The sequence below is a fragment of the Candidatus Borrarchaeum sp. genome (genome assembly GCF_019058535.1).
Classification (GTDB): Archaea; Asgardarchaeota; Sifarchaeia; order Borrarchaeales; family Borrarchaeaceae; genus Borrarchaeum; species Borrarchaeum weybense.
Genome location: NZ_JAHPYX010000138.1, coordinates 1 through 10440, shown reverse-complemented (window position 1 = coordinate 10440; position 10440 = coordinate 1). Strand labels below are relative to the sequence as shown.

Genomic DNA, 10440 nt, shown 5'->3' with positions numbered 1-10440 from the left:
CCTTCAAAAATAACTCACAAAGGATTTTATAAGGTTTAAAGAATCCTTTCCATTTCTCTGGCTTATAGACTTCATTCATCAACAGTCACCTTTATTATTTTCCTCATAGACTAACAGCACCGCTTAAAAAATGCACTGAGCACATTTATTCCAATAATATAATTTGTAAAAAATTTAAAATGAGTTTTGAATTGTGCAATTCTTTTCAAACGAGTTTTCTTAATAAAGAAATATAAATAACAAAAATTCTGTTGTCATATTCTATCTTCAAACGTATAATATCACCAGGGACAAACAAATACTCTTTTTGAAGCACAAGTTAACACAGATTTGATTTAATACATAAATCTGTTAAACTGCTAAATTTTTGTTTTAGTCCGCACTGAACGATAGTTTTAAATACAATATACTTATTGTTGCCTTGAGATTTTTTTCATCCTATTTTTAATTTTGTCTTCCCTTCGGTGACAATTGTGACAGAACAACGTAAGGAGCTTCCAATTCCATTTCCAGCGTCCCCAGAGGAAATTACAGTTGGTCCAGGACATCTTACGAAATATGAAAAGAGTAGAATAATCGGTGCGCGTGCATTACAACTTTCCATGGGCGCACCCATCCTTGTAGATTCTGAAGAAGCTCTTGACCCGATTATTATTGCAGAACACGAGTTATTAAGTAATGTATTACCCCTTACAATTCGAAGATATCTTCCTGATGGTAGATGTCAGGATATCCCGCTGCGAATTCTGCGAAGCTCTCCATTTCTGCTGGAAAAAGAAAACGATCAGTAGTAACATCTTTTCTTATTACACATTTCCTGGAATAAAAAACGATTTTAGGACCATTCATGGATATTCATCACCACTCTTCTGTGCAAAAACTATATAAAAATAGCTGCTTTCATCCCCCACCTGTCAGAAGGGGACTTCCTGCCGATAATGTTAAATACTAATTCAGTTAGTTTTTTCATAGAGAAAAAAATGGGGTTAAGTGCATCAAAATGGCTCGATCTATTTGCCCTTTCCTTTATAATCACGGACAAGGCTATGTTTGTAGAGCGCTAAACTCACAATATATTCATGATGATGATGCAAAGAATATTTGCAGCAATGCTGAAGCATATGTGTACTGCGTTCATTATTCACAAAGGAATAGACATATACATGACTTCCCAACTAATACAAAAAGGATGATCTGTCCAAAATGTAACTCTCAACAGGTATGTGAGACACTTTATTTGCTAAACAAAGAAACTCAAACATCTAGCGAATTTTTGGCTTATACTTGTGAAGTATGCGGGTACACTGAACTATACAAATCCCATTTATTTCCAGATAATATTTGATGTGTACGCCAATACTTTTCTTCTCTTTTTAGAAGTTTTGAAAATATGTTAAATAAAAAAAGTCAAACAGAGAATTGCGATATTGTGATGTATTGAATCTTTTGAACTAATACTGTTCTATAGTATCTTTACCTTTACGTAATTGAAAATATGATCAATTATATTCTTATCAAGATCATCGCTGTTTTCTAAACTCTCCAAATAATTTTTTAGATCAACACACGTTTTATAAGTCGAAATTATAGGCAAATCGAATCTTATGTTTAGTTTTGAGATTATTAAGGCTCCTGCGTGAGTTTGGGAAAACCCTTGATATCTGATTGCCTTATATACCTTTGTTATTGCAGTTCGAAGTGAATCATCCAGTTCCTCTTTTTCTCTCCAGCGCACTAGTTTAATATCTCGCTCTAAGAAATCAACTGGATCTGTTAATTCAGGGCCTATTAACCCATTATTATATGGTGTGTGCATTACTAGAAATGAACGTTGTTCGGTTGAAATCTCAATTTTTGGTCTCGGAGCAACTTCTAAAATTATCTCACACAAACTTCTTTTTGAGATAAAATCAAGTGGCTTTTCAAGTTCATCAAAAACAATTGAATAATCTTGGAATGCGTATTCTACTTCTAGTGAATCATCTTTATTGGATTCCAAGATTGGTAGTACTTTGTTTAATGTACTAAATAGTTTTGTTTTTCCATTTCTAAGCAGGAAATAAGTTTCAGAACGAGATAATCTCTTCAATGCTGAAGAAATAGCTGTTGCAGCCTCTATTGGTTTTGTGTGAATATGATCATTAAGCCATTTATTCATTACAGGATATATGATCTCTTTAATAATCTTTATTCGTTCTTCTAGAAGTTGAATCATTTTTTCTACAGATTTTTCGTATCCATCTAATACAGATCGCTCAAGGTTTGCAAGATCTCGAATATCTTGTTCTAACTCTTTAGCTAATGTTTTGCGCAAGTATTCAATCCATTGCCCTTCAGAAAGCGCAAAAGTGAATTCATGTGAATATATCGAAGGAACAGGCGCTCCAACAACATTTCTCCGTTTAAACTCATCCATTATTTCTTCGCATGCCATTTGCGCATCTAAAATACCGTCTAATTCGATTTGATATGCGATCTTAGCTATACTAACTGGACAGTTATATTTTAAAGCAGTTTGTTCGGCAATGCGACCTGGCAATCTTTGAACTTTTGATTCCAAAGAGCCAAATTTATCTTCAAACTCTTTTGTGATTTCAGTTAAAGCAGTTATTGTTAATTTATCTAACTCGCCCTCTTTATCCAATAATTTCTTTTGAGTTTTTAGCGTCTCAACTCTTCTCTTAAGCTCTTCTTCCAGTTTCTTCTTTGTTTCGAAATCTTCTTCTACGTCTCTTTCCACATCTCTTTCAAAATCTGCAAGAAAGGGGTATTCTTCGTCAATTAATTCTTCCCATGGTTTTACATGTTTAGGTGATACTTGTTCTAAAGCAAATCCACCAGCTATAGCGTACTCTGCAATCTGTCTAACCTTTTCTTGATCAATTCTTAAACTCTCTGCAATCTCCTTTAGAGGCCTTATGCCATCAATTAAGGCAATTACATCAATTCCTTCATTTCCAAAACGTTCGCTTATCTCTTTATTCTCTCTTGATGATGGTATCATAACTTTAAAAGTTGCTTTTGTTCTTTCTAATATTGTCTCTAGAGTTACTGTTTTGATGAGCCATTCTCTTATTAGCTTATCGAGTTTCTCATCGAAAGGTTTGAAAATCTTCACATCTCCAGCCCATGTATTTATTCTATAACGATAATCTGCCAAAAATTCGCGTTTAACAAGATCTATGAATCCTTCTAACTTTTTCAAATCTACATTAATATCTGCTGCAATGACAAAAATAAGTCTAGGATTAAATGTGGATTCATACACAAAACGGACATCTTCAGCTACGATAGACTTGATTTTCAAATCAGCATATGTTAGAATTGCGGATTGAAAGCCTGAAATTAGGTCTTCATCAATTTCCGAATGTTCACTGAAGTCTTTGTGTACTAAGCATTGACCTGTATCCAAGATAATCCAGACACCATATTTCATGAAAGTGAACCTCTTATATTTAACTACACGTAAGAGCAAAAATATTGCATATTCTTCTTCTTAATTGAACAACGATTAGTAGCTACGAATCTTATTCAATCATTATTCTTAAATCCTGCGATTGTAAATAATTCAAATCCCCTAGCACCAAGATTTTTGCGCACGAAGGCAAATTTTAACACTAATGACTTAGATATCCCCTCATAGTAATACCTTAACAATGTATTTCTAAGAAACTAACGAAATACTCGTTTATTTGATTTTTCGGTACTTGAAACTAAATAAATGCTTAGAATTGTCCAATTTAAAGATTCTGAAAAAAATATCCGCAACCGCGTTGAATAATGAATGAGCCTCATTTGGTTCGCTAAATAATGAATGAGCCCCATGTTGTCAGCGCGAAATGAAGACCGAAACCAATTGTGAGCGAGATCGCTAGAAGTCGAATTCCAAGACCTTTAAGAGTTATATCACGAGTGGTCTCAATATAGATAATGAAATTAACAACTAATAAACCACCTATAACTAATAGAATCCCTGCAATTATTCCATATCCGCCTTTAAGCCATCCAAGAAATTCAAGAAAAGTTGGTATATTTATTTCTGGTGGTCCTTCTTCCTGCATGAACAACATATTTTTTCACCGAAATATTTCCTTTCTTTTAGGGTAGGTTCAATGAGCAATACTTCTTCTTTTAGTTTGTCCAGTAAACTTTTAAGAGTTGTTGCGAACATCTCTAATAGTGAGGCTTTAAGAAATTTTCCCTTTAAATGGTGTCTTCAAAATGGCTAAAAAATTGAAATGTAAGAACTGCGGTAATACCTCATTTGAGGGTGTAAAACCTAATAAGACGTGGCAAATGTACAGCCCGCTCCCAGATAAAGCTGGGAATATCACTATTACCATAATGGGGTCGCTTACATGTCCTAGTTGTGGGAAAAATGTAAGAGGCGCTCTACGCACCATAAAAACTGATCAAACTGAGGGTGGCACATATAAAAAGCGTGAAAACCTCTTAGAGGCTCTTGTTAGTGCAACTGATAAGATCGATTTAACAAAATTAAGTTCTGAGTTAGACATTGAACTAAATACCCTTAAAAAGGTCATAGAAGCCCATATCAAAAAAGGAAAGGTGAAAGGACAGGTAACTGATAATTCCTTTGTACCTAAATAGAGTGTCATCATTTTCTTAAATTGAATTTTTCGAAATGTAGCTAACTTTCGGAATTTTTTTTCTGGTACATTAAAGAAAGATATTTTAATAACAGAACATTTCCTATGGTGAAGCATAGGAGTAACAGAGATTTTTATCTAATCATATCTTTGTTAAATAAATCGAAAGATGAAAGGGAAGCATGAAATGACAGAATTTAACTTAAAGACAATTCAACAGATCCCTTCAGATATTGATAAATCAATTGTTTTAATAGGCATGCCTGGTATCGCAAGTGTAGGAAAACTATGTATATCATCTTTAATTAATGCTTTGAGCGCAACAAAAGTGACAGAAGTTTTTTGCAGCGATTTTCCCCCACACGTGCTTGTAGAGCCAGATGGTCTTCTTTATGTTCCACGAACTACAATTTACCATAGTAGACTTGAAGATGGTGGAACCAAAGATTTATTCTTAATCACTGGTGATTATCAACCTACAACCTCAATTGGTGTCTATGAGTTTGCAGATTACTTAGCAAAGAAGTGCGCAGAAGAATTCAAAGCCGAATTAGTCATAGCTACCGCTGCTTTTGTACGAGATAACTTAACAGAAATCCCACATGTGTTCATTTCATCTACTTCTCAAGAAACACTTGATTCGTTTATTGAAGCAGATAACGCAGAACTTTTTAAAAATGGGACTGTTACTGGCGCAAATGGTATTATCCCTGCAATGGCTGCGGCACTTTATGATGTAACTGGAGTTTGTTGCTTAGGAGAAACAGCTCCAGTCCTACAGTCAGATCCGCGTGCAGCGAGGGCTATAATTGAAGTTTTGAACCAAACCTTACACATTTCCAATGATGTAACAAACCTTACGCCTTTTCTTGATGAATTAATCAAAGAAATCGAACCGGTATATAGAGAGGCAAAAAACAAATTGGACATGGATAAAATGCGTGATCGGACACGTGACCAGCCCTATATCTCTTAAAACGCTAATATATATCTTTATGGAGACTTTATTGCATCTCATCTATTTATTTTATGAGTAATTTGACTGTGCGCCCACTTTTCTAATTTTTGTTAAATAGATTACATACATTGAAATTTAGCAGCCCAATTCGATGTCAAATTACTTTTCGATATTATTATTTTTTCTAATATGTATTATCAGAAAAATTTTTAAAACCTTTATTTCAACGTCTTATTTGTAATTCAAAACTGCCAAAGAGGTTGTTATAAAATGGGAACATTTACTGTAGTAATTTCAGAATCTCCTTATGGACGCGAGAAACCATATACTGCACTGAGATTCGCACTTTCATCTCTTGTTGATGAACATAATGTAAACCTGTTCTTAGTTCAGGACGGGGTATACGTCGGGTTAAATAAACAGTCACCTAAACAATACCCGAATCATTTTGAACTCCTTAAGACGTTTTTGGAAGAAGGAGGAAAACTCAGAGTCTGTGGGGTTTGCATTGAGGCTCGTGGCGTTTCCCGAGAAGATTTAATTGACGGTGTAGAAGTCATCGGTATGCATGAATTTGTTGACTGGGTTGCTGAATCTGAAAAAGTCTTAATGTTTTGAGGTGATGGAATGCACAATGCTGAGACACAAGTCGATACCACTGGTCAGGCTTGTCCAGTCCCGGTACTTCGTACTCGGCGAGGATTAAAAGCGATTGAATCTGGTAAAATCCTAGAAATTATTGGAGATTTCTTTCCTGCGAAGAAAAACATCCAAGATTATGCTGAAAAACATGGGCATGAAGTTATTGAGGTAATCGAGCCTGACGAGAATGGAGTTTATAAAATTTTTATTAAGAAAGGATAAAGTTGTTTTAAGTGTAACTTACTGAACTTTTTTTATTTTTCTATTTTCTATTTGCGGAGAGTTGATTTTAGTATAATTGGATGAAGAAATAAGTCTAAAGCGTGCGCTGGATCGGTAACCACGATATTCGCGTTATTAATTGTTTCAACAGCAGCTCCTTCTTTACCTATAACTGCAATACCTATTTTTGCTGCTTTAAGCATTTTACTATCATTAATTCCGTTGCCAACAGCAGCTGTGTTTTCTGCGCCTAATTTCTCTATTAATAGTCGTTTTTCTTCATCTTCTGGTAGATCAAGTGTTAGACGATGTGTTTCCACACTTAATTCTTTTCCTATATCTGCAAGATTTCCACGCGTATCTGCGCTTGCAATAATCACTCTAACGCTATTTGCAAGTAGTTTCAATCGTGTTTTAACATTATCGCTAATTTGCCCAGTCATAGCTAATGTACCGTTGAGATCAAAAACGATAGTACTAATACCAATTTTCCCAAGGCTAGGTATTTCTATTTCAATCAATTGATTTTCCTCTGACTAATTACTCATTTTCAGCGATAGAATTCTTTACGTGCTCCCAAAAAGCCTCAACGAGCACTGGATACGATTCGTGTACTCTACGAACCATGAAAAGTTTCCTTCTATTTTCAATTGCTTTGAGCGGAATTATTTTGATGTAATTCTCTGATTTTTTTGCTGCAATTGATGAAATCACGCTTATACCATATCCCTCGCTAACTGCAGTAATTACCGCTTCAGTACTTCCGAGTTCTAATACGCTTTGAAATTCGTCTATTGAAAGACCTGCAGTTTCCAAAATTCTTTCAGTTTCTTTTCGAGTTCCAGATGTTTTTTCTCTACTGATAAGTTGATATTTTACGAGTGTCTTTGGATCGACGGGAATGTTAGATGCCAATTCATGCTCTGGAGGAACAATCAATACGAGTTCTTCTTCCGCTATCGGAAACATTTCTACTTCTGCGTCATAGCCAACCAAACTTCCAACTGCTGCGAGATCTGATTCTTTCGCTAATAACTTCTCCAAACTTTTTCCGCTATTACTAAGATCTACCTCAAATTCAACGGTCGGATGTTCTGCTTTGAATATTGCCATGAACTTAGGCAATATGTGTTCCCCAGGGATCGTGCTCGTGGCGATACGTAAAGTGCCAGTTATTTCACCTTTTAGTCTCTCGATATCTTCCTTAGTACGATTTAATATCGCAATAATTTCTCTTACACGTTCGAAAACTATTATGCCTGCCCGATTAAGGTTTTCTCCTTCGCTTACTCGCTCAATTTTGTCTTCACGCAGCCGCTCAACTTTGTAAAATAACTCTGCATTAAAGAATTTTTCAAGTGAGCCTATGTGATTAGAAACAGTTCCTTGTGTTAGATTCAATTTCTCAGCGGTTCTTGAAAAACTTCCTCCCATCTCTACTAGTGTTAGAAATGTTTTCAATGCCCGAAGTCTTAGATCATCCTTTGGTTCACGAGTTTTGGATTCCATCCGCCCACCCTTTTTGTTCATTTAATGTGGGTGCAGGAATTAAAAGTGTAATCATTAAACAGATAATTGCTATGCCCGCTGAAAAATAAAAAATACTACCCAAACCAAAGTTTTCACCTAAAAATCCTGCGATAGGTGGTCCCGCTGATGATACTCCAAAAGCGAACAAGTAGTAAACTCCAAAGAGTACACCAAAACTTCCTTTTGCTAAGTCGCTCATGAGCGCATTCGTGGTTGGAATTAACCCTAATAAAATGAAACCGAAGACAAGAACGAGTATCACCAAAATTACATTTGAGACCATAGGTATTGGTAATGCAGTTCCTGCGCATGCAAGTGAGAGAACAATAAGTACTTTCTTTCTTCCAAGTCTATCACTAAGCGCTCCTGAAACATATTGTCCAACACCACCTGTAGCAAGAAGCAATGAAAGCATTAAGCTTGCAATTGCAACATCATAAGATCGAGCTTGAACTAAATAAAGAATCAAAAAAGATGTTGTTATTTGATAAAGAAATCCTTGGAAAATGGCTAGAACAAATACGATGATGATAGCTTTTGATAAAAGCCTTCTTAAAGAATTTCTTTGTTTTGGCGCTTGCGCGTTTGTTCTACTGACCACATCTTTACCTCGCCATCGGATAAAGACAAAGATCGAGAAACCAAAGCCTAATAGCGCGTAGATCAGAAAAGTTATTTTCCAACCTTGTAAAACAGCTATGCCACCAGAAGCTATGGGGGATGCAATCTGTCCTACACTTCCTGCGAGACCATGCAAACCCATAGCATGTCCTCTTCCTTTTTCATCGAAAGCATGAGATAACATTGTCAGGCCGCTTGGATGGTATGTACTTCCTCCAGCTCCCATTATGACGAACCCAGCCAGTAAAATGTAAATATTTGGCGAAAATAAAGCAACAAGTGATCCTACCGCACATATGGTAAGCCCAAAAATGATTAGATTCTTAGCCCCTACTTTATCAGCTAAAATACCGGTAGGTAACTGACCAACTCCATATGCCGCAACAAATGCTGTAACAAGCAAGCCAATTTCTATAAGATTAAGATTAAATTCGATTGCGAGGAAAGGTAACAAAGGGGGAATCATTAATTGAAATGAATGATTTATGGCATGTCCAATTCCTGCGATAGTTAACGACATCTTTTTCATTATTATCCCAGCTCACCTAGCAAAAGTTATGCTTTTAAAAGTACCTTTTCTGGTAGGGCAGTTCCAATCAGATTTCTGAAAAATCAATGAGCGGGCTTTCACGAAATGAAAGTGGTTCTGCATCAAAGCCAAGTTTTCTTAGATGTGCTGCAAACTCATGGTCATAACCATGGCTGACAAACACTTTTTCGGGATTGCATGTCTCGACAGTCTCTACCAATTCGTTGAAATCCGCGTGGTCCGACAGCGGAAAAACCCGATCTACTTTCATTCGATGAACATAACTCTCTTCATCAATTGCCCATCCACTAAAAAACGCTGTTTTCGCATTGACCTTTCGCATTAGTTTCGCTCTTCCGCTTTGAGGTGAAGTGATCAATATCCATGGTGGGATTTTTAACTGCTTGTTTTGTCCAAACCTTTCAAAATCTAGAAGTGGGACACCACATTCTCTATAAATATCGTTAATTTTCTTTATATTTTTATCTAGGTAGATGGGCGCGAAGTCTTCGAATATCTTACACAGTAATTGTGCCTTTCCAAGAGTATAACCCATCAAAACAACGGGACAACCCTTTTTAAACTGTTCTTCAATCCAGTCTTTTGCATCCTTGACGATTTCTTCGGATGGAGGAAAAATGTATTTTTCTTTGCCAAATGTGGCTTCTAAAATTGCGTAATCACATTTTTCAGGTATAAATTTCCCTAAAAACTCGCGTTCTCTTAAAGTAAAATCTGAGGTAAAGACTATCTTCTTATCATTTTCAATGACCAATGCTCTTGAGCCAAGAACATGTCCAGTATCAACCATTCTCAGATTGAGATTGTTGATTGACAGTTCTTCGTTGATTGTATTGATCAATGAGTGATTTCTTCTAGCTGATACAAGTTTTTCTGTCTCCAGAGAGCACAATTTTGGAATTGGAGTTTTTTTCCTCAGCATGTGATCAGCATGGCTGTGAGATATGAATATAATATTTCCTTGAGGTTCCTTCGTTGGATCTAGTGCGATTTTGAATTTCGGCAATTGTAGTATTATGTTGTCATTCATTTTACACAGTGCTCCAATGCATTTAAAATACAAAGGGTATCTAACACAGTTTTTAGTTCGTTTTTTGTAGATAGATTGAACTTTAGTGTCATTTGAGTATTCTTATCGTTTTTATTTCTAAGTCGTGAAACAAGTTTTCATGTAAGACGAGGACTTTATAAGTATCGGATGAGTTTCTTATACACCATTATTTAAAAATGACGGCGGGAAGTCCCCTTCCGAAAAGTGGGGGGATTAAAGCCGCTAACTTTGAATAATGTTTTGGATAGAATAGATG

The 10440-nt window shown here is 35.9% G+C and carries 11 protein-coding genes; 5 read left to right on the top strand and 6 right to left on the bottom strand.

Annotated elements, in window-relative coordinates; translation table 11 throughout:
• Positions 1-473: 473 nt before the first annotated feature.
• Positions 474-791 (top strand): DNA-directed RNA polymerase subunit K, encoded by a 318-nt coding sequence (locus QVB70_RS08155; protein ID WP_287585232.1) that lies wholly within the window; start codon positions 474-476, stop codon positions 789-791.
• 671 nt (positions 792-1462) lie between these two features.
• Here QVB70_RS08155 and QVB70_RS08150 read toward each other — a convergent pair.
• Positions 1463-3436 (bottom strand): hypothetical protein, encoded by a 1974-nt coding sequence (locus QVB70_RS08150; protein ID WP_287585231.1) that lies wholly within the window; start codon positions 3434-3436, stop codon positions 1463-1465.
• 367 nt (positions 3437-3803) lie between these two features.
• Positions 3804-4070 (bottom strand): hypothetical protein, encoded by a 267-nt coding sequence (locus QVB70_RS08145; protein ID WP_287585230.1) that lies wholly within the window; start codon positions 4068-4070, stop codon positions 3804-3806.
• Positions 4071-4221: 151 nt separating this feature from the next.
• Here QVB70_RS08145 and QVB70_RS08140 point away from each other — a divergent pair, with 151 nt between their 5' ends.
• The 4 genes from QVB70_RS08140 (at position 4222) to QVB70_RS08125 (ending at position 6432) form a co-directional block, all read left to right on the top strand.
• Positions 4222-4611, top strand: coding sequence for a FeoC-like transcriptional regulator (locus QVB70_RS08140; RefSeq protein WP_287585229.1), 390 nt, complete (start codon positions 4222-4224; stop codon positions 4609-4611).
• 186 nt (positions 4612-4797) lie between these two features.
• Entirely contained in the window at positions 4798-5586 is a 789-nt protein-coding gene (locus QVB70_RS08135; protein WP_287585228.1) for a PAC2 family protein, read from the top strand.
• Between the two features lie 252 nt (positions 5587-5838).
• Positions 5839-6186 carry a DsrE/DsrF/TusD sulfur relay family protein gene (locus QVB70_RS08130; RefSeq protein WP_287585227.1) on the top strand — a complete coding sequence of 116 codons (348 nt, stop codon included), beginning with the start codon at positions 5839-5841 and terminating at the stop codon, positions 6184-6186.
• Between the two features lie 9 nt (positions 6187-6195).
• Positions 6196-6432 (top strand): sulfurtransferase TusA family protein, encoded by a 237-nt coding sequence (locus tag QVB70_RS08125; RefSeq protein ID WP_287585226.1) that lies wholly within the window; start codon positions 6196-6198, stop codon positions 6430-6432.
• Between the two features lie 47 nt (positions 6433-6479).
• Here QVB70_RS08125 and QVB70_RS08120 read toward each other — a convergent pair whose 3' ends face one another.
• The 4 genes from QVB70_RS08120 to QVB70_RS08105 form a co-directional block, all read right to left on the bottom strand.
• Entirely contained in the window at positions 6480-6953 is a 474-nt protein-coding gene (locus tag QVB70_RS08120; RefSeq protein WP_287585225.1) for an HAD family hydrolase, read from the bottom strand.
• Positions 6954-6972: 19 nt separating this feature from the next.
• Positions 6973-7941, bottom strand: coding sequence for a LysR family transcriptional regulator (locus QVB70_RS08115; protein ID WP_287585223.1), 969 nt, complete (start codon positions 7939-7941; stop codon positions 6973-6975).
• On the bottom strand, positions 7922-9112 hold the full coding sequence (locus tag QVB70_RS08110; RefSeq protein ID WP_287585221.1) for an MFS transporter: 1191 nt from the start codon (positions 9110-9112) through the stop codon (positions 7922-7924). Before QVB70_RS08110 ends, QVB70_RS08115 begins: the two co-directional genes overlap by 20 nt.
• A 67-nt stretch (positions 9113-9179) precedes the next feature.
• A complete protein-coding gene (locus QVB70_RS08105; protein ID WP_287585219.1) occupies positions 9180-10163 on the bottom strand; it encodes an MBL fold metallo-hydrolase RNA specificity domain-containing protein in 984 nt (327 codons plus the stop codon).
• Positions 10164-10440 lie beyond the last annotated feature (277 nt).

Coding starts and splice junctions, on each gene's coding strand:
- QVB70_RS08150 (WP_287585231.1), bottom strand. CDS start 3,436: ATGAAATATGGTGTCTGGATTATCTTGGATACAGGTCAATGCTTAGTA.
- QVB70_RS08145 (WP_287585230.1), bottom strand. CDS start 4,070: ATGTTGTTCATGCAGGAAGAAGGACCACCAGAAATAAATATACCAACT.
- QVB70_RS08140 (WP_287585229.1), top strand. CDS start 4,222: ATGGCTAAAAAATTGAAATGTAAGAACTGCGGTAATACCTCATTTGAG.
- QVB70_RS08135 (WP_287585228.1), top strand. CDS start 4,798: ATGACAGAATTTAACTTAAAGACAATTCAACAGATCCCTTCAGATATT.
- QVB70_RS08130 (WP_287585227.1), top strand. CDS start 5,839: ATGGGAACATTTACTGTAGTAATTTCAGAATCTCCTTATGGACGCGAG.
- QVB70_RS08125 (WP_287585226.1), top strand. CDS start 6,196: ATGCACAATGCTGAGACACAAGTCGATACCACTGGTCAGGCTTGTCCA.
- QVB70_RS08115 (WP_287585223.1), bottom strand. CDS start 7,941: ATGGAATCCAAAACTCGTGAACCAAAGGATGATCTAAGACTTCGGGCA.
- QVB70_RS08110 (WP_287585221.1), bottom strand. CDS start 9,112: ATGAAAAAGATGTCGTTAACTATCGCAGGAATTGGACATGCCATAAAT.
- QVB70_RS08105 (WP_287585219.1), bottom strand. CDS start 10,163: ATGAATGACAACATAATACTACAATTGCCGAAATTCAAAATCGCACTA.